This is a genomic window from Candidatus Cloacimonas sp. (assembly GCA_035403355.1).
Classification (GTDB): Bacteria; Cloacimonadota; Cloacimonadia; order Cloacimonadales; family Cloacimonadaceae; genus Cloacimonas.
Map to the genome: position 1 here is coordinate 15179 of DAONFA010000016.1, position 20403 is coordinate 35581.

The 20403-nt window shown below is 38.7% G+C and carries 16 protein-coding genes; 9 read left to right on the forward strand and 7 right to left on the reverse strand.

The annotated features are described in order from the left end of the window. Positions 1-98 precede the first annotated feature (98 nt). From PLE33_05250 to PLE33_05270, 5 genes are all read right to left on the reverse strand, one after another. Complete coding sequence (locus tag PLE33_05250; protein HPS60650.1) at positions 99-686, reverse strand: hypothetical protein; 588 nt, start codon at positions 684-686, stop codon at positions 99-101. Beyond that, positions 667-3294 carry a DNA gyrase subunit A gene (gene gyrA, locus PLE33_05255; protein ID HPS60651.1) on the reverse strand — a complete coding sequence of 876 codons (2628 nt, stop codon included), beginning with the start codon at positions 3292-3294 and terminating at the stop codon, positions 667-669. The genes PLE33_05250 and gyrA overlap by 20 nt, the downstream gene beginning before the upstream one ends. A 12-nt stretch (positions 3295-3306) precedes the next feature. Next, entirely contained in the window at positions 3307-5205 is a 1899-nt protein-coding gene (gene gyrB, locus PLE33_05260; GenBank protein HPS60652.1) for a DNA topoisomerase (ATP-hydrolyzing) subunit B, read from the reverse strand. A 478-nt stretch (positions 5206-5683) separates the two neighbouring features. Next, entirely contained in the window at positions 5684-7375 is a 1692-nt protein-coding gene (locus tag PLE33_05265) for a YgiQ family radical SAM protein (protein ID HPS60653.1), read from the reverse strand. Between the two features lie 64 nt (positions 7376-7439). Continuing rightward, positions 7440-7652, reverse strand: a complete 213-nt coding sequence (locus PLE33_05270; GenBank protein ID HPS60654.1) for a cold shock domain-containing protein — start codon at positions 7650-7652, stop codon at positions 7440-7442. Between the two features lie 496 nt (positions 7653-8148). Here PLE33_05270 and PLE33_05275 point away from each other — a divergent pair, with 496 nt between their 5' ends. From PLE33_05275 to PLE33_05310, 8 genes are all read left to right on the forward strand, one after another. Continuing rightward, the gene (locus PLE33_05275) at positions 8149-8505 is read left to right on the forward strand and encodes a response regulator (protein HPS60655.1); all 357 of its coding nucleotides are present in this window, start codon (positions 8149-8151) and stop codon (positions 8503-8505) included. Further along, on the forward strand, positions 8505-9404 hold the full coding sequence (locus tag PLE33_05280) for a hypothetical protein (GenBank protein ID HPS60656.1): 900 nt from the start codon (positions 8505-8507) through the stop codon (positions 9402-9404). The genes PLE33_05275 and PLE33_05280 overlap by 1 nt, the downstream gene beginning before the upstream one ends. 74 nt (positions 9405-9478) lie before the next feature. Continuing rightward, positions 9479-10423 (forward strand): D-alanine--D-alanine ligase, encoded by a 945-nt coding sequence (locus PLE33_05285; GenBank protein HPS60657.1) that lies wholly within the window; start codon positions 9479-9481, stop codon positions 10421-10423. A gap of 3 nt (positions 10424-10426) precedes the next feature. Beyond that, on the forward strand, positions 10427-11533 hold the full coding sequence (locus PLE33_05290) for a hypothetical protein (GenBank protein ID HPS60658.1): 1107 nt from the start codon (positions 10427-10429) through the stop codon (positions 11531-11533). A 10-nt stretch (positions 11534-11543) separates the two neighbouring features. After that, entirely contained in the window at positions 11544-12221 is a 678-nt protein-coding gene (locus PLE33_05295; protein ID HPS60659.1) for a FecR family protein, read from the forward strand. Between the two features lie 12 nt (positions 12222-12233). After that, on the forward strand, positions 12234-14618 hold the full coding sequence (locus PLE33_05300; GenBank protein HPS60660.1) for a hypothetical protein: 2385 nt from the start codon (positions 12234-12236) through the stop codon (positions 14616-14618). A 7-nt stretch (positions 14619-14625) separates the two neighbouring features. Beyond that, positions 14626-14751: a hypothetical protein gene (locus PLE33_05305; protein ID HPS60661.1), complete on the forward strand. Its 126-nt coding sequence runs from the start codon at positions 14626-14628 to the stop codon at positions 14749-14751. Between the two features lie 7 nt (positions 14752-14758). After that, the gene (locus PLE33_05310; protein HPS60662.1) at positions 14759-16615 is read left to right on the forward strand and encodes an adenylate/guanylate cyclase domain-containing protein; all 1857 of its coding nucleotides are present in this window, start codon (positions 14759-14761) and stop codon (positions 16613-16615) included. Positions 16616-16854: 239 nt separating this feature from the next. Here PLE33_05310 and PLE33_05315 read toward each other — a convergent pair whose 3' ends face one another. Together PLE33_05315 and PLE33_05320 are read right to left on the reverse strand one after the other, a co-directional pair. Further along, on the reverse strand, positions 16855-17487 hold the full coding sequence (locus tag PLE33_05315) for an RloB family protein (protein ID HPS60663.1): 633 nt from the start codon (positions 17485-17487) through the stop codon (positions 16855-16857). After that, positions 17474-18775, reverse strand: a complete 1302-nt coding sequence (locus PLE33_05320) for an ATP-binding protein (GenBank protein HPS60664.1) — start codon at positions 18773-18775, stop codon at positions 17474-17476. The genes PLE33_05315 and PLE33_05320 overlap by 14 nt, the downstream gene beginning before the upstream one ends. A 556-nt stretch (positions 18776-19331) precedes the next feature. On the opposite strand from PLE33_05320, the gene PLE33_05325 reads away from it, so the two are divergent. Beyond that, positions 19332-20390, forward strand: a complete 1059-nt coding sequence (locus PLE33_05325) for a zinc-binding dehydrogenase (GenBank protein ID HPS60665.1) — start codon at positions 19332-19334, stop codon at positions 20388-20390. Positions 20391-20403 lie beyond the last annotated feature (13 nt).

Here is a 20403-nt window from a genome sequence, read left to right on the forward strand (position 1 = left end):
GTTTCTGATTCAGCATAAACGAAAGACATTCATTAGGGCAAAGTGGAAGCTGACAACCCTTTTTTCCCTTACTGCTTAAAAGAGTTACGGCAGTTCCGCTATCCTTTGGTTTTCTGGAAAGTTACCGAATGCCCTAAAACATCTATAACAAAGTTATTGGCAGAGGCAATATCCTTATTATAAAAAAGATAGCCATCTTTTATGCCTCCAGGTAATAGTTCCCCCCAAGGGAAAGCAGTATTAACCAGTTCATAATACATTTCCTGTTCTTTATCCCGATCTGCAATATTATAGCTAAAGACATTATCGGCAAATGGATTGCTAATATCCTTCAGCATCATTTTTCTTTCCAAATCCGCAAGAATATAATCTACAGGAATGGGATCATACTGTTTCTGACGGCAAAGTATGCTGAAAGAACCTTGCTGCAGTTTTATACGCTGTCCCGATTTGTTTTTAATGCTGATATACAAAGAGAAAAAGCGATTATTGATTTCCTGATAGCTGCCGGGATAGCTTTGGGGCTTAATTACAATCATTAAAGTATCTGTTCGGATAATAGCATAGCGGTTTTCACTTTCGGCTCCGGCAGCTGGCACAAATTGACTTACTGAACAAGCTACCGGCAGCAGCAAAATTACTGCCGGCAGCCAAATTTTCCAGAGTTTATTCGTTGTCCTCTTCATTATCAAGTTCTTCATTTTCCGGCTCTTCCATTTCTTCGTTGTCTTCATCTTCAGCAAGGAATTCTTCTTCAGTATCCGAGCCCTCAAGCTCTTCCAGATTCAGAGCAGGATTTGCCTTTAAATTTTCCACTTCTTTATCTATGGATTCTTCATCCGGTTCACTGTGCACAAGTGAAATATCGCGCACTACATCATTGGATGCAAGATTTATCAACCGCACCCCTAATGTATTTCTTCCCACTACTGAGATTTCGGAAATGCGTTGCCGAATAATCATCCCGCCTTGGGTAATAATTATCAAATCGTCATCATCGCGAACCAGCATTAAGGATGCCAGGTAGCCATTACGCTTATTGGTTTTAAGAGTAATTACACCCATAGAACCTCTTTTGGTAACGGAATAGCTGGAAATAGGACTTCTTTTACCGTAACCGTTTTCGCTGATAGCCAGGATAGTGGAAGAATTGGGATTACCGTTTTCCAATTGATCTTTAGCGGTAGCAATAGTCATTGAAATAACGAAATCTTCATTGCGTAAACGAATTCCTCTCACACCTTGCGAAAACCGGCTTACGGAGCGAATTGCACCTTCACTGAAACGATTGCACTTTCCTTGATGAGTAGCCAGTAAAATATCGTCTCCCGTTTCACAAATACGAGCATCTATCAATTCATCATTTTCTTTCAGTTTAATAGCTTTAATTCCATTGGAACGAGGATGGGAAAAAGCCACTAACGGACTTTTCTTCACTAAGCCGTTGCGGGTGCACATAATAATATTCTGTTCCGGATGGAAATCCTTCAAGGTGACGAATGCCTTAATTCTATCTCCTTCAGCAAGTTTCACCAGATTTACAATTGCCTTGCCGCGAGCTGTTCTGCTTGCCTCGGGAATTTCAAAAACCTTCAGCCAATAGCACATTCCCTGGTCGGTGAACAGCAGAATGTAAGAATGCGTGCTGGCAACAAAGATATATTGAATAAAATCCTCTTCTTTCAGGTTGGAAGCGTTTAAACCCTTGCCTCCTCTGCCTTGAACCTTATAAGTATCTACGGGCAGGCGTTTTACATAGCCATCGTGAGTAATGGTAACGACTACAGTTTCGTCCGCAATAAGATCTTCCAGATTGAAAGTTCCCGCCGGAGCAGGAATGATAGTTGTTAACCTTTTATCGGCAAATTTATCTCTCAATTCTGCTGTTTCCTGTTTAATCAGGTTCATTCTCAGTTCTTTATGTTCCACCAGTTCCGTGAGACGGGCAATAGTAATCAGCAATTCCTGATATTCTGTTTCAATTTTATCGCGTTCCAAACCGGTTAGCCGTTGTAAACGCATCTCCAGAATTGCCTTTGCCTGGATTTCGCTTAAGCCGAATTTTTCCTGTAAACCGTTGCTGGCATCACTTGGGGTTTGGGAAGCACGAATTAAAGCTATCACTTCATCCAGATGGTCCAGGGCAATTTTCAAGCCCTCTAAAATATGCAACCGTTCCTTAGCGTTACGCAATTCAAATTCAGTGCGTCGCAAAACAACATCGTGGCGAAAATCAATAAAGTTCTGTATCATTTCTTTCATATTCACCACTTTGGGAACGCCATCTATCAGACAGAGGTTAATTACGCCGAAAGTTGATTGCAGTTGGGTATATTTATACAGTAAATTACGCACCACTTGAGCGTCCTGATTGCGTTTCACTTGAATTACCAAACGCATGCCTTCGCGTCCTGATTCATCACGAATATCGCTAATTCCTTCAATTTTCTTATCCTTCACCAGCTCCACCATTCTTTCAATTAACAGCGTTGTGGATAGTTGATAAGGTATTGAACTGATTATTACTTGTTCTGCATCATTAGGCAGGTTTTCAATTTTGGTTTCTCCCCGCATAATAATTTTGCCTCTACCGGTTTCAAAATAATCTTTTATCCCTTCGGTTCCCAAAATAAAACCACCGGTAGGGAAATCGGGTCCTTTTATATATTGCAGTAAATCCAGTGGCTGCAAATCGGGATTATCTATTAAGGCGATAACCGCATCACAGACCTCACCGATATTGTGAGGAGGCATATTGGTAGCCATTCCCACAGCAATTCCGGAAGAACCATTTACCAGTAAATTAGGAAAACGAGCAGGAAAAACTACCGGTTCTTGGCGTGTTTCATCATAGTTACTTCTAAAATCAACTGTTTCCTGATCCAATTCTGCCAGCAATTCCATCGTTATTTTTTGCAAGCGGGCTTCTGTATATCGCATTGCGGCAGGCGGGTCTCCATCTATGGAACCGAAATTTCCCTGACCGTCAATAAGAGGATAGCGCATAATCCAGGGCTGAGCCAAACGCACCAAAGTGGGATATACAACCTGTTCTCCATGTGGATGATAGTTACCACTGGTGTCACCGGCAATTTTGGCACATTTACGAAAATGACCTCCCGGGGTTAAATTCAATTCGTGCATCGCATAAATTATTCTGCGTTGAGAGGGTTTCAAGCCATCCCGAATATCAGGTAAAGCGCGAGAAACGATCACACTCATAGAATAATCCAGGTATGCCTGTTTTAGCTGTTCTTCAATTTGCACGGGGATAATTTTTGATTGATCAGACATCTATTTTACTCCTTAAACATCCAGATTTTTTACATACCGGGCATTTTCCTGGATAAATTCCCGGCGGGGTTCAACTTCATCACCCATTAAAATAGTAAACATTCTATCCGCTTCTATAGCATCATCCATCTTAATTGCAATCAATTTTCGGTTTTCAGGGTCCAGAGTGGTTTCCCAAAGCTGTTCTGCATTCATTTCTCCCAGACCTTTATAGCGTTGCACGAACACCCCTTTTTCGCCAAATTCCCGAATTGCTTCATCGCGTTCGTCTTCATTATACACATAAACTTTCTGTTTGCCTTTTCTAACCAGAAAAAGAGGAGGCATAGCAATATACAGTTTACCTTCTTCAATCACGGAACGCATATAGCGATAGAAAAAGGTCATCAGCAAAGTGGCTATATGCGAGCCATCCACATCAGCATCAGCCATAATGATAACTTTATGATAGCGTATCTTTTTAATGTCAAAATCCTGTCCAATTCCAGCTCCTAAAGCTAAAATTATCGGCTGTATTTTTTCATTATTCAGCACCTTATCCACTCTTGCTTTTTCTGTATTCAGCATTTTTCCCCATAGCGGAAGAATGGCTTGAAAAGAACGGTCTCTACCCTGTTTAGCACTTCCACCTGCAGAATCTCCTTCCACTAAAAAGAGTTCTGTTTTTTCCGGATCACTTAAAGTGCAGTCCGCCAGTTTTCCAGGCAGGGAGCCACTTTCCAAAACTGTTTTGCGACGGGTAAGTTCTCTGGCTTTTCTGGCTGCTTCTCTTCCGCGAGCAGCTAAGATACTTTTCTGGGCAATATTTTTAGCTTCTGCGGGATGTTCTTCAAAATATTCCATCAGTTTCTCATAAACGGCACTATTTACAATCCCTTCCACTTCCGAATTTTGCAGTTTGGTTTTGGTTTGACCCTCAAACTGGGGATTAGTAATTTTTAGTGAAATTACGGCTGTAAGCCCTTCTCTGATATCTTCTCCGGAAGGAGTAACTTTCTCATTTTTAAGCAGATCGGCATTTTTGATATAAGTATTGACCGCACGCGTTAAGCCACTTTTAAATCCGCTTAAATGTGTTCCCCCTTCAGTAGTATTAATATTATTGGCAAAACTGAAGATATTTTCCTGATAGCCCTCATTGTATTGCACGGCTACTTCAAATTCCATCCCTTCCCTAATGCTGGAAATGTATATCGGATTGGGAAAGAGCGGTTTTTTGTTCTGATTTAGATATTCCACAAAGCTTTTAATGCCACCGTCATATTTAAAATCATGCATTCTGCCGCTGCGTTCATCTTTCAAAATAATCCGCAAGCCGCAATTCAAAAAGGCAAGCTCTCTTAAACGCGATGTTAAGTAATCAAAACTAAATTCCGTGGTCTCAAAAATGAGCGGGTCCGGGTGAAAAGTTACCACTGTGCCTGTTTTATCAGTATCGCCTAAAACCTTCAATTCGGTTACCGGGATGCCTCTTTCAAAACGCATATAGTATTCCTTGCCGTCTTTGAAAATATTCACTTCCAAAAAGTCCGAAAGGGCATTTACTACGGAAACGCCTACACCATGCAGACCTCCCGAAACCTTATAACTTTTGTCATCAAATTTGCCGCCTGCATGCAGAACTGTTAGAACCACCTGCACTGCTGGAACTCCCATATCTTTTTGAATATCCACAGGAATTCCGCGTCCATTATCCTCCACTTTCACATATCCTTCCTGGGTTATAGTGCAAGTGATTAAATCGCAAAAACCTGCCAATGCTTCATCAATGGAATTATCTACCACTTCATAAACAAGATGATGCAATCCGCGTTCTCCGGTGCCTCCAATATACATTGCAGGGCGTTTTCGGACTGCTTCCAAACCTTTCAGCACTTTAATATTGCTGGCTGTATAAGTTGAGCTTTGCATATTCTATTGTCTCCTATAATGTTATGAATAATGCTAAGGATTTTTCTCCGAGCTGCTGATGAGCTATCAAATTTGTATCCTTAATTTGTTGCCATACTAAATGATATAAGGTTATTGTCAAGCATTTTCTTTCTCTCTTTTGCTTTTATAACCTTCTATCTTTCAATGGGTTATAATGGCTTAAAAATTTTATTTTTGCGGCGGGACAAAATGCACCCATTTTCCCCCTTTTTTCCCCTTTTGTTTACTCCTTGCCCTACCCCATATACTGCCCGTATCATTCTCGTATCGTTCCCGTATCCGATACGGGAATCTTATCGGCTAATTATAGCTATTACAAAGCAAGGGAGTAAGTGAATAATGCAAAATGGAACCGCAATAAATAAAAAACAGCAGAAAATCAATTAAATTTTACTGATATGCTTGTTTGCCCGGTAAACAAATAATAGTGTAACCATCATTAGTGCTGATTTAGCATTCATTTCTTATGTTTTGGCTTTCCGGGTGTTCCGGGTGTAAAAGAATCCGTAGAAGAAAGAATTAGTTCCTTTTGTTTGCGGATTTCGGAGGGTTTGGGAATATGGATTGGTTCTCCCGTTTCATAATCCAACCCGGTGTAAAACATACAGGTGGAAATTGTCATTGGAGTAGGAGTAAATTCCTGCACTTGTTCCACCTTCAGTTTATTTCTTTGCAGCCAGTTACGCAGTTTATAAGCATCATCCATCGTAGTTCCGGGATGCCCAATTATAAGATAGGGAATAAGTTGTCTTTTTAGTCCTGCTTTATTAGTATAGAAATAGAACTTGCGGCTAAATGCTTCAAAGCTATTGATGTTGGGCTTATTCATCAGGCGTAGAACCTTAGGAACAGAATGTTCCGGCGCAAGTTTTAGCCGTCCACCCGTATATTTTGTAGCAATAGCTTCAATGTAGTTATCATCTGTAACTGCCATATCGTGACGGATTCCCGAGGCAATGAACAAATGTTTGATATTAGGTAAGCTGCTTATCTTATCCAAAAGTTTCAGCTGGACTGAATGGTTAATTTGCAAATTGGGACATAGCCCAGGAACCAGACAGGAACTTCTTTTACAATTTGCAGGAAAGCCAAGTTTACAAAAAGAAGCATACATATTAGCTGTAGGACCTCCCACATCGGAAATTGTGCCGTTATGTTTTTGTGCTTCTTGTAATAGCGATTCTTCTGATCGGGATTGAATATTGCGTCCCTGATGACAGGATATAGCACAAAAATTACATCCGCCATAACATCCCCGGTGAGAAGTGATGGATTCCTTTATTTGTTCATAAGCAGGAATTGGATGTCCGGCATATTCAGGATGAGGATAATAAGTAAAAGGCAAACCGTAAATAGCATCCATTTCTTCAGAGGAAAGAGGTTTTGCGGGAGGATTATGCTTTAACCAGCGTCCTGCTGTTTTTTGATAGATGGTTGTAGTTTTGTAGTTTTCCTCAAATTGCCTGGTCATCCTGTAAAAAGTATCCTTTGCGAAACAATTTTCTGCCTCGGGTAATACAATATCATCTTTTCCCGGAGGATTAGCAGCAAAAACAACGCTGGAAGGTAAATTCTGAATAGATTTTAGGGGAACTCCATTTTGCAATAGGGCAGCCAGTTCCGTTACCGGTCTTTCACCCATTCCATATAATAAAATATCGGCTTTGCTATCTGCTAAAATGCTGTTGCGAACTTTATCCTGCCAATAATCGTAATGGGCAATTCGGCGCAAGGATGATTCAATGCCTCCAATAACAATTGGCACTCCCTTAAAAAGACGCCTTAAAATATTGGTGTAAATAATGGTAGCCCGGTCTGGACGCTTGCCGGTTTTTCCATCGGGACTGTAGGCATCATCGGTTCTGATTTTTCTTTGTGCTGTCCAATGATTTACCATAGAATCCATATTGCCTGCGGTTATACCAAAAAAAAGACGCGGTTTTCCTAAAACTGTGAAAGCAGAATCCTCTTTCCAGTTTGGCTGAGCAATAATCCCCACTCTAAAACCCGCTGCCTCCAAAGTGCGTCCAATTATTGCTGCAGCAAAGGCAGGATGGTCTATGTAGGCATCTCCGCTAATCAGAATAATGTCTAAATCATCCCAACCTCTTGTTTTCAGGTCGGATTGGTTAACAGGTAAAAAAGGCATCAATTAAAAAGGGGTAACGGCTTGTTTCACTTGCCATTACCCCTGAAAAAAGGTAGGCATCTAATCAGGGATTGACCCTGATAATATTGATTGCCTGAATGCCTTTGTCCGTTTCCATCAGATCAAAAGTAACCAATTCGTCTTGCTCCAGAACTTTCAATTCTCTGGGAGAATTGGTAACTATAGATTTCCAATGAACAAAGTATTCCTTGTTGTCTTCAGTAATAATAAAGCCATAACCTTTATTCTTGTTAAACCATTTAACTTTTCCTTTCATACTCACCTCGTATATATTTATCTTGATACCATAAAAAAATATAGGGCTGATTATGTCAACAAAAATGTCCGTTGCTTATCAGAATAAGGAAAAAAATTAACGGAGGCATCGTTACTGGACATTGAAAGGACATTCCTTCAGCCGGCATAAAGTAAAAATATGCTTTGCCTGTATTTTTTTTGATTTTTGCAATACTTCAGCTGTCCCGAAACGAAAATTAGTTGTAGGACTATTAAATAACCTGCTTTATTTACCTTTCTCTCTTTGGAGCTATATTTGAGGATAGCTAAACTCAGCAAAAAAAGTTTTTTGGGGGGTTTTTAAAACAGCCCCTCATAAAGATGTAACCTCACTAATTTGCAGAGGATTGTCCTTTTTTTTGTTAAATCCAATCTGCCCACTGTCTGCAGAGCGTTTTGCATTTTTAGGTTGACGAGTTGAGATATTTGATTATAATAGGATACATAAGATAATCAATAAATTTTGAGGAGCTTATATGAGGCCTAAACTTCTATTAGTAGATGATGATAAATTACTGCGTGAAGTTACGGGTGATTTTTTATCGTCGCACGGTTATGAAGTTGATTTGGCTGAAAATGCAGATAGCGCTTTGGAAAAATTTGAACCCGGAAAATACCGTTTAGCTTTAATTGATTATCTAATGCCTGGAATGAATGGATTGGAACTAATGAAGATTATTATGAAACAAGACCCGAAAATATTTTGTCTGATTATGACCGGCTACCCGACAGCTGATTCTGCTTTTCAATCTATGGTGGATGGTGCGTCTGATTATATCATCAAACCGTTTCAGCTGAAAGAACTATTAAATACTATCGGTTCCTACATTTAATGCTGGAAATTGAACTATCCTCACCTAAGCTTATTCCCAATCGGAAGTTAAATGTTTGGAGCAATCCTGTTTTTATGCAAACGGTAGCGGATATATCTGCTTTTCGCCCCTGGCATTTAATCTGTTACAAAGGAACTACAATAGTTGCCGTTCTGCCTTTATATGAAAAGAAAATCCTGGGTTACCCCATCTTAAAACGCTCCTCTCTATCTTACTATCAGGGTTTAAATCTCTGGCTGGAAAACGATTCCTCCCCGGCAAGGAAATTACTGGATGCCTTACAAATTACAACAGCAATAGCCAAATATATCAACAGAAATTATAAACGCTATCGGATTAACCTTACTCCCGAAACCTATGATATTAGAGGTTTCTTATGGAATAAGATGAAAGTAATTCCATTTTATACCTTTATTCACAATTTGGGCGAAACGCTAAATCCCCTTCCGGATAAACGAAGAGACCTTGTTTTAGCTGAAAAACAAAACTATACCTTTATTGAAGAACTGAATATTGAGGAATTCATCAATTTATTGAAGCAGTTGAAAGCAAAAAAAAGCTGGAATCCCGATTGTGATTACCAAGGTTTGGCAGAATTTATCCGTATTTTATATCAGGAGAAGATATTACGCCAAATGAATTTGAAACTGGACAAGGAAATAGTGAGCAGTAACCTTATTTTACAAGATGGCAGCAGGGTTTACAATATCTATCAGGCAACTGCCTCCAATGCTTTAAAAAAAGGAGCCAGCAGCTGGCATACCGTTAAACTGATTGATTTATTACAGTCAGAGGGCTTTCAAGAACTGGATTTTTGCGGTAGCAGCATTCCTGAAATAGCCAGATTTAATAGCGCTATCGGTCTGCAGCTGAAATTATTCTTTCAAATTCGGTCTTAAGTTATGGTTTCAAAATGGATAATTTGCTTATCTGCCGGGGAAAAACTACGGCAGGAGAAAAGGATTAGTGCCAAATGGGAAAAATAGTTGTTCTGAAAGGGGGATTATCTCCCGAAAGAGAAGTATCTCTCGTTAGCGGTGCAGAAATTGCCTCTGCCTTAAAAAATATGGGTTATTCCGTTATAGAAATAGACCCTGCCGATTATTCCAAAGTTTCTGATTTATTATCTGCCATCCAATATGAACAACCGCTGCTTGTTTTTAATGGTTTACATGGTGGCAGCGGAGAAAATGGTGAACTTCAGGCAGCTCTTTCTTTGGCAGGAATTAAAGTTACCGGTTCCGGCTTCAAAGCCAGCTGCCTAAGTATGGATAAATATATTTCCAAACTGATAGCAAGTGCGGAAGGAATTCCCGTTCCCAAATATATTCTAATGCGGGAAGACCTTTTGGAGGACTATCAGGAAACTGAAGATTATTCCGGCTTTTCCAGTCAATTGGGACTACCCATAATAGTAAAACCAAACGATGCCGGTTCTTCTGTCGGAATTAGTAGAGTAGAATGTTTGGAGGATTTGAAACCAGCAGTCCAAAAAGCATTGCAATATTCACAAAGCGTGCTTTTGGAAGAATATATCCCGGGTAGGGAATTAACCGTCACAATTATTGATGCTGAAGCATATCCCGTGGTAGAAATTATACCGCTGGAGGGTTGGTATGACTATACCAATAAATATACGCACGGCAAAACAAAATACGAGGCACCAGCTCAAATTGATGATACCGTAGCCAAACTTTTACAGCTCTATGCTTTAAGGTTATGGAAAGCATTCGGTTTAAGCGGTTATGCCAGAATTGATTTTCGCTACGATGACCTTAAGCCCTATTTTCTGGAAGTAAATACTTTGCCTGGAATGACTTCCCTTTCTTTAACTCCGATGGCTGCTAAGGCAGCAGGAATGTCTTTTCAGGATTTACTGCAAAAAATAATTACTGTAACTGCTAAGGCAGGGAGGTAAAAAATGAAACGCCGGATACTAATTTTTTGTATCGTTTTAATGCTGCCAGTTTTAGCTGCAGCAAGAGCAGATTTTGAGGTTACTTTCTCACCCAAAACCATTAGGGTAAACAGTTTCAGTTCTGCCAGCTTTGATCCTTTTGTACCGGAACTGCAACCTGTTCTAACTACTCTAAATATTAGAAATACAGGCACTACTCCTGTAAAAATAGACCTGAAATTGGTTTTGGCGTGGAATAATATCTCACTGGTGGAGACAATCTTCAGCTCCAAAGAGAATTTGAACTCCTGGATTTTAACCAACAGAGATTTAATAACCAACAAAGCAAGCTCTTCTTTTGATTTTAAACCCGGCAGCGGTGGAATAACGGTTCAGCAGGCAATAGAAAAGAGTTCTACTTTAAAATCAGCTGTTTTAGCGGGCTATTTTCCCGATGGAGAACTCAAATTCAAGGTTTGGGTAAGAGAATATTCAGAAACTGACTTTGATGATAATAATGCGGTCTCCGATGATTTTACAATAATAATTCGCAATGCCGGAAATATCACTTTGCTTTCCCCCGGAGTTCCCATTGGCAAAACACCGGCATTAGTCAGCGGTTTTCCGCTAAGCTTTTTATGGAATTCCCAGCTGACTGATTTTAACAAGTATAAGCTCATTATTAAAGAGTTTCCTCCTGGAAATCCTCCTTCTGTAAACACTGTAGAAAGAACGGGAGCTGTTTTTTATGAAACCCCGGATGGCGAAAATGAAAACATCGGTTTTGCCGATTTCCTGCCTTTTACAGGAGGCAACTATTATGCCTGGAAAGTGACAACCGCTTTAACAACTGAATTTAACCCCCAAAAGCAAAACACCGGTAATAATATCCTTTCCAGTAACTGGTATGTTTTTCAGTTTGTAGATGAAAAAAGTGCTTCCACCAGTATTTCCGAATTTCAAACCCACCTCAATATGCTGCAAAATGATACATTGCTGAATCTTTACACTGAAGGTTATCTGCCAACAGGCATTGTGATTATTGACGATAGAGCATATAGCGGTCAGGATGCGATTAAGCTAATTGATGCTTTGTTAGGACAGGATATCTCAGTTGAGCTAAAGGACTGAGGAGGTAAAAATGAAAAAGCTATTTCTTTTCGCTATAATCCTCATTCTGGCTGTCAATTTGCTGGCACTGGATTCGGTAGCAATTATTTCCGCTTCCAAGGGAAAAGTGGATTTACACAGAGCTACTAAAGTAATTAAACATAAAACCGGCGATATGTTGCAAAACAACGATGAAATACGCACCGGAGGAGAATCCTTCGCTGCCTTTAAATATATAGATGGTTCTTCCACGGTAAAAATCTTTTCCCATTCCGTAGTGAAGGTTCTCGCTTCCACCAGCAATAATAAACTGGCTAAAATAGTTAAACTGAACAAAGGTAGTGTCTTTTCCCAAATAAAAAGTGATACAGGACCTTTTGCTGTGCAAACACCAACTACTGTTGCCTCCGTTAAAGGAACCGGTTTTCTGGCAGAATTTGATGAGCATAAACAAACCAAATTCATCGTTACCGAAGGAGAACTGGAATTAAAGATTTTGGATAAAACGGAAACTCAATCCGTTGCCGCAGGAAATACTGCTATCATTCAAGCAGATGGAACTTGTGAAATAAGACCTGTTTCAGCAGTAGAATTAGAGGAACTGAAACAGGTAGAACAGCAATCCCTGCAGGAAAAAGAAAACAAGAAAATGCGCATCCCGGTTGTTGATCCCAACGGACAAACCAGGTATATTGAAATAACCTGGTAGGAGGGTATTAGAATGAAAAAGCAAATTTTAATGCTGCTCTCCATTGTCTTTATTACCCAACTTTTTAGCGTTGCTCTCTTAAATATTTCTCCTCAGACCTATAATTTTAACAGGGCTTGCGATTTGAGGGTAGAGGTTCAACAGGGCTTAAGTGACATAGCCAAAATGAAGGTCTATTATCGTATCGGTAAAACTGAACGTTGGTATAGCGAAGAAATGAAACAGGATAACCCCGGGGCAATTTATTTTCCGGCTTCCATCCCCGTCCAATATTTAACTACTGAAACCATAGAATATTACTTTTGTGCTGAGCTGAACCAAGGAAACAAAGAATACTTTCCCCCTCAAAATGAAACAGCCCCAAACTACTTTCTGGAACCGGATATTGCCTCCGGAGAAGCAGAACCCGGCTTCGTTCTCTTAACCGATAATCCAATTATTTCAGCAGCAGAGGGCTATTTGCTGGTAGTTTCTTTCTTTGCCTTAAGTGAAGAAATTGATTCTGCCAGCATTGAGGTTTGGGTAGGAGGAAAGGATGTTACCGCTTCAGCTAATATTAGCTCTCCCCTGATTGTTTATAAAGACGAAAACCCTCAAAGCGGAAACAAAAAAGCAGTTATTCGGGCAAAAAAAGATGGAAAAACTATCCATTCTCCTGTCTGGTCAACCGAAGTTTTACCCTCAAGTAAAACACTAAAGCAATTTATTTATCAGGGAACTGTGAATTTTGCCTCCAATTATTATAATTATTCCGATGAGGATGCTCTTGGTTACACAAAAAGTGATGCCGCTACCTGGACTGATTTCTATGGAAGTTACGGAATATATTCTATGCAGGCAAACCTCTATTTATCCTCTCTGGAACACAGTAACAGTCAACCCGTTAACCGCTATACAATTGGATTTAATATTCCTTATCTGGATTTTTTTGCCGGGGACTATGCTCCCACTTTCAGTCAATTAACCTTAAACGGCAAAAATATGAAGGGAATTTATTCCCGCTTATACTACAAAGCCCTATCGCTATCTGTAACTCACGGACAAACAGTTCGCAAAACGAAAAACGAACTTGATCTTGATTCCGAAGTAGAAGGTATGCAAAAATCGGGAACTTTCAAACAGGAGGCATTCGGAACCCGTTTACAAATTGGCTATGAAGAGCCCTTTTTCATCGGTTTTAGTTTTACCCGGCATAACGATGTAATCAGTTCTCTGGATAGCACTTACTATCAATATACGAAAGCAGACAGCATTGGTAACAAGAGTATCATTTACACTACTAAAGCACAAGAGAATGCAGTTTTGGGAATGGATGCCCGAATTAATATACCTGCACAGAAAGCAGTTTTAGGAGCAGAAATTGCCACTTCTCTTTTGAACACCAATACTATTCCAGGAGCCATATCTCAGCAGGATTTGGAAGATTATACCGGCGAGGATATTCCTGTTGATCCTCAAGATTTCAGCGATTTGTTCGTTTTCAATAAAAATATGATTCCTTTTCTGCCCTGTCGGGAAAGTATTGCCTGGCTTATATATTACCGGAATTACTTTCGGAATAATATGTTCGGTATTCAATATTCCGAAACCGGCTCTGCTTTCAATGCTTTTGGCGCTTCCTATCAAATGCCTGATAGCAGAGTTATTTCTCTTACCGATAACTTCAATGTTTCCCGCTATTTTATCTTAAGCGGTGGTTTGAACTTAATTGAGGATAACCTTTCAGGACATAAAAGCGAAACTAACAATACCACTTCCTGGTATCTGCAATCTATCTTGCGTTTAACCAACCTGCCCTATTTCAAACTGGCTTATTACAATAATCTAAGTGAAAACAAGCAAAACAAAAACATCGCTTCCACTTTCCAGAAAGCAAAAAACAGCTCCCAAAACATAATTTTCGGGATCGGCTATAATATCACGCAAATTCCTTATGTGCCTACGCAATTGGATATCAGCTACAAAACGGGAACCGATAACAGCAAGAAAAGTAACGAAGAGCTAAGCGACAATAAAAATAGCGGTTTTAATTTAACGATGTTAAATCGTTTGCAAATGATACCTCTTACTTTGCAATTTACGATGTCCCTGAATAACAATAAAGACCCTTTAGCCATTACCAATAAAAAGGGCAAGAATAATAATTTCTTTATGGGAGCTTCTTACAGCTTATGGGAAGATAATATTAAACCCTATACCAATTTCCAGATTGTAACAGCTGATGGAGCTCAAGGTGATAGAACTTATCAATATTACACTTTGGGGGTTGAAGCATATCCCTGGAAAGCTTTATGCATCAATACCAATATTGCCTTGGCAAATTATAAGAATAAAGAGAACAGTGTTTATAACTACAATAATTTTGTTTGGAGAGTTCTGCTTTCGCAGCGGTTCTAAAATAATAATGAAAGAACAAATGCAGCTCCCTGTTTTGCAGCATATTATAATAAAACTGCAGGATAATTTTTCCTGTTTTCCGGTAAAATCAGGATGCTATTTTATTGCTGCCAAACGGGGTCTTGCCTGTTGAGGTTTATATGCCATTAAAAAAAGTCCTCTTCTATCTGTTAATTATATTGCTGATAGTAAAAATCATCTTTGCTATCCCCTTCTTTAAGAACATTGAATCTAAAGCCCAGGATTTGCTTTTCTGCCTGCGAGGCAAATTGCCTGTTTCCGATAAAATAGTTATTATTGGAATTGATGATGACAGCTTTAGTGCCTTAAATGAAACCTGGCCCTTTCCCCGTTCTTATCATTCCAAGTTAATTGAGAACTTGAACCAGGCGGGAGCAAGGCAAATAGTTTTTGATGTGGAATTTACCGAAAAAGGTTTTCCCGAAAGTGATTATCAGTTAGCAGAAACGGCAGCTAAATATCAAAATGTAATTTTTGCCGGTAAGATTTTACCTGCCAAACATCCCGGAGAACCAACTCAGATGATTCCTCCAATTAAAGCTATAACCGATTTCAATCTGCCTTGGGGAATTGTGAATATGGAAGCTGATGCTGATGGCTTTATTCGTAAATACACTCTATTTGAGCAATTTGATAAAACAAAACTCTACAGCATCGGCATTGCTTCGCTGGCAAACTATAGGGTCTATCAAGATACTTGGGCTGAGCATATTAAAGTGAACGGCAAAGCATTGCATTTAACTGATAAAAGCATTCCCCTTGCGGATAGAAACAAAGCAATCATCAATTTCAGAGGTCCTGCGGGAACTTATCCTGCTTTTTCTTATGCCAGCATTTTGGATGATTCCACTTTTACTATGCCTGGTTATCAGGGTGCGGAAATAGATGAATTCTACGAAATCAGAGATAGTGGCGTTTTAAAAGATAAAATAGTTCTGGTGGGAGCAACTATTGATGAATTACACGATAAATTTCCTACTCCTTACGGTGGCGAATGGACTTCTGGAGTGGAAATTCAAGCTAACTTTCTGGATATGGTTCTAACCGGAAATTACTTGAAAAAAATGAATCCCTGGCTGTTTTTGCTGATAGAAATTATTCTGCTGCTTGGGCTTTGGTTACTTTTTAAAGTGTTAAAGCCCCAGTTTTCTGCCTTGGCTCTAATCGGACTGCTGATTATTTTATTTATTATCAATCTCTTGCTATTTAACAAAGCCGGTATTATTTGTCCCATAGCGCAAACGGTTATTCTGTTAATTCTTATCTATGTTGCCAGCATTTTAAATCACTATTGGGTAACGATGAAAGAAAAACGCTTTATCCGAAATGCGTTTCAGCAATATCTTGCCCCGGAACTGGTCAGTCAGCTTCTTGCCAATCCTAAAAGTTTAAAATTCGGTGGTTCTTTACAGGAAATAACTGTTCTGTTTTCTGATATCCGCAGTTTTACTACCTATTCCGAAAAACATTCTCCGGAAGAAACAGTAAATATCCTCCATGAATACCTTACGGAAATGGTTAAAATAATAATCAATAATCACGGTATTCTGGATAAATTCGTAGGTGACGAAGTTATGGCTCTTTATGGAACCCCGGTTGCTCTACCCAATCATTCTTTTGATGCCTGTAAAACAGCTTTGCAAATGCGCACCCGCCTCTCTCAATTACAGGAAAAATGGCAAAGCGAAGGCATTGAACCATTTGATATAGGTATCGGAATTAATACCGGAATGGCTGTTGTAGGAAATTTGGGTAGCGAACAAATCTTTGATTACACGGCTATTGGCGATACAATTAATTTGGGAGCACGGCTGGAAGGACTGAATAAAGAATATAATACCTTCAATCATATAATCATCAGTGAGTTCACCTATGAAAAAGTTCAAGACCTGGTCAATGCCAACTACCTGGATGAAGTGAAGGTTAAAGGAAAAAACATTGCAGTTAAAATATACGAACTGGTTAGTTTGAAGTGAGTAAGTAAAATATAGAGATAGCTTTCGGGAAAAGTTAAACCCAAATAATGCAGCCGGGAAAAATGGAAGGGCAAATCCTTCTTCTCTACCGAAAATGGAGTATTCTATAAGAACTGGAGAAACTGAATTTGCAGAATCGGAATCCGGCTACTAAACCGCAGAATATACTTGTTATTTAAAGTTATAGTATTCCTCGGGTTTTTATGAATCATTAAGGTTCTAAATTAACCTGATAGTTTTTATGAAATTCCTTTCTGTAAATCATCCAGAAACAGTATCAAATTATGCATTTCAGTATAAGAATAATCTTCATTGTTTATTCTGGGTTTGGAGCATATTCTTTGGGAGTTTTGGATGGCTGTTTCCAGACCACCTTGCAATTTTATATAGAGACCGGCAATATATTTCTGACTTTTACAGTAATCAGGATATGCTTTGCATAGTTCATTTTTAACTTCATCAAAAGAAGTAAAGCATTTATCGGTATTTTTAAAGTGTAAAAGAAACCAAAACTCTATACAGGGCTTGGATTCAATTATTGTTAATCTTTCTTTTGCTTTAGCCATAGATTCCACTTTTTTCTTTCTCTCATTGTATTCAGTTGTTTGGTAATTGTTATAGATAACATCCAGGTCTAAAACATAAAAGATATATAAGTAATTTGGTTCCTTGCGTTTAGAGAGTTGTTGTTCTATTTGCTGGAATATTTCCTTAAAATTATTATTACTTAGCTTTGGTTCTATCCTAATGCCTAAGTTCTTATATCTATCTTTTTTAAGGCAAGTTAAATATTCTTTTTCTGTTTCGCCTTCACAATAAACTAATATTACAGGTCTGAAAGGTCTGGAGTGTTTACCTCTATTCTGTGTCATTTTCATCCTCCAAGAGAGTGCTTCCCAAATTTGGTAAACCGCCTATCAATCCTTTTCTGTAAATACTTTCTATGGAATGTTCTTTGCGCACAGGATAATCAGAAACGCTGGTTAGAGAAGTGCTTCCATCTTCTTTTCTATCAGTAATCCAGATAGCATCTCTGCGTAGGATATCTTTTTCTTTTAAGATAGCCGTATTTTGAGAGGTGAATATTAATTGTCCCCCACCTTTATTTCTTAAAAAAGTAGTGATGAAATGAATGATAAGATCAATATGCAAAGAACTCTCAATTTCATCTATAGGAACTATCCGGTTTTTATATATTAGCTCAAATAGAATTCCAATCAAGCCAAAAAAACTCTGAGTTCCGGCTGATTCCAGATTATAATTTAGAACAAAAGTTCCTGAAGGGGTTTTATGGGTAAATTCTTTTTTAAGACGATATAATTCACCTATCTGTTTATTTCCTTCTCTTTCTTTATGTTTTTCTTCTATTTCTGCTCTTAAACTTGGTGGTAAATCTCCTAACGATATTATCTTTTTTTCCATATTAAAATCTTCTATCCAGAAATCAGCCCTCTTCAAGAGTTCTAAATATAGAGGTTTATATTTTTTTTTCTGTTCCGAACTGTCTAAATAAGTAAGATAATTGAAGTTCAAAAGATCGGTTGTATAATCCAAAATAGGATTCATAGTTCCAGTAAACCAATTCCTTGCTTCCTGAAGAACCCCAGAATATTGCATTGTGGCTATTTTTGAAAGAATGGACTGGTTTTGGACAGTTAATTCCAAAGCATCTTGTTGTTTCTTATCAACAGAGGCATTCTTCCAGCTATATTGATACTTGAATTCATTCTTATCTATAAGGTTGCGCGAGAAGACAGTTGACCTTCTTCCTTGGGGAAAATAGCTTAGATTTTCCTGGATGATACATTTTTCGTTTAATTCCAGATAGTAGCTATAAACAATCCCCTTTTGCAGAAATTCAACCTCAAAAATTGAGGGCTTATCTTCATCCATTGCAAACGGAACTATAGGAATTGGAATTTCTTTATTAGTAGATGTATCACTTATAAATTGTTGTAAAAAATCCAAAGCCATAAGTAGATTAGTTTTTCCGGAAGCATTTGCTCCATAAATCATAGCCGCTCTTAAGATTCTTCGCTTTGGTTTTTCAACTGAAACTACATAATATTCCTCCAGGGTTTTATCACTGGTGGCACGAAAATCCAAAGTTACTTTATCCCTGATGGAAAGGAAGTTTTGGACACTGAAGGTGATAATCATTTTTTTGACTCCTTGTTGTGCACTTTTTCTGCATACTGATACCAATAAAATTGAGCATATTATAATGTCAAGCTATTTTTTGCAGTTTTTCTGTAAATTTATTGTTCTCTTTTTACTCCCGCTGAAGATCAGAATTTAAACTCCCCAATGCCTGTATAAGTGATAAATAATAATAACTCAATTGCCTACAGCCCCTTAGAGAATTCATTTTTCCAGGGGTTATTTGCCTATACTTGCTAACGCTATACTTTTCAATAAGTTCCCTTATAATTCCCATATCGCGATACGGGAACGATACCGGAATGATATGGGGGTTATATCGGAAGCGGTAAAGCTTAAAATGAATATTAAAGAAAGTTAGTTTGGAAACCGGAAAAGGAAGGAAATTTCACTGCAGGAAACAGCTTACAGGCATAATAGCGGAACCCTTTGCAGCATAAATTGTTCAGGGTATCCACCTACAAAAGAATTGACAGCTAAGGCATTTATAAAAAAATGGGTTAATACAGCTAATGCGAATAAAAATAAAAAAATAGACACTACTTCAGGAGGAGATATGAAAAGTAATGGATGCAGATATGGAACGCACAGGGTAATTGAGCCCTTAGGTGTTTTGCCCCAGCCGGCAAAAATTCTGAATAATGATATGAGCGAAATTTGGGACAACGAAATGCTGGTTGATGTTATTCGTTTGAATATAGATTCCGCTTCCTTTCATCAGATAAAAAACAAGCTTATTGCCCAAGGGCATAAAGATATGGAAAAAGCATTCGCCGAACATGCCATTGACCTTACCAACAGAACCGGCAAGCATAAAAATGAAGATACCGGTTCCGGAGGAATGTTCATCGGCAGAGTTGCCGCTATTGGTGATAAATTTGAAATGAAAGAAGAAGTGAAAGTAGGGGATAAAATTGCTTCTCTGGTTTCGCTATCGCTAACTCCTCTCAAAATAAATAAAGTGAAAAAAGTGCTGTTAGACAAGGATCAAATGGAAATTGAAGGGCAGGCAATTCTTTTCAGCAGCGGCGTTTATGCCAAGTTACCGGATGATCTGGATGAAAATTTGGCGCTTTCCGTTTTGGATGTTGCCGGGGCTCCTGCACAAGTGGAAAGATTAGTAAAACCGGATGATACCGTAGTTATTATTGGCGCTAACGGTAAAAGCGGAATTTTATGCAATGCTGTAGCCAAAGAAAGGGCTGGAGTTTGCGGAAAAGTGATTGGCGTTGTTCGCAATGAAAACTATATTTCCACTTGCAAAACAACGGGTTGTGATGAAGTAATCATTGCTGCAGCAACTGATGCCATCACAATAGAAAAAGAGGTCTCCCGGCTTACTAACGGCAAAATGGCGGATGTAGTTATCAATGTAGTAAATACCAGAGATACGGAACTGCCGAGTATTATGGCAGCCAAAGAAAGGGGTTTGGTCTATTTCTTTTCTATGGCAACTTCTTTTACAAAAGCAGCTTTGGGTGCAGAAGGCATTGGTGCCGATGTAGATATGATGATTGGTAATGGTTATGCTCATCATCATTCAGAAATTGCTTTGGATTTATTACGCCACAATCCTGTTTTAATGCAGATTTTTAAAGAACGCTATACGGATTAAACAAAGAGGTCAA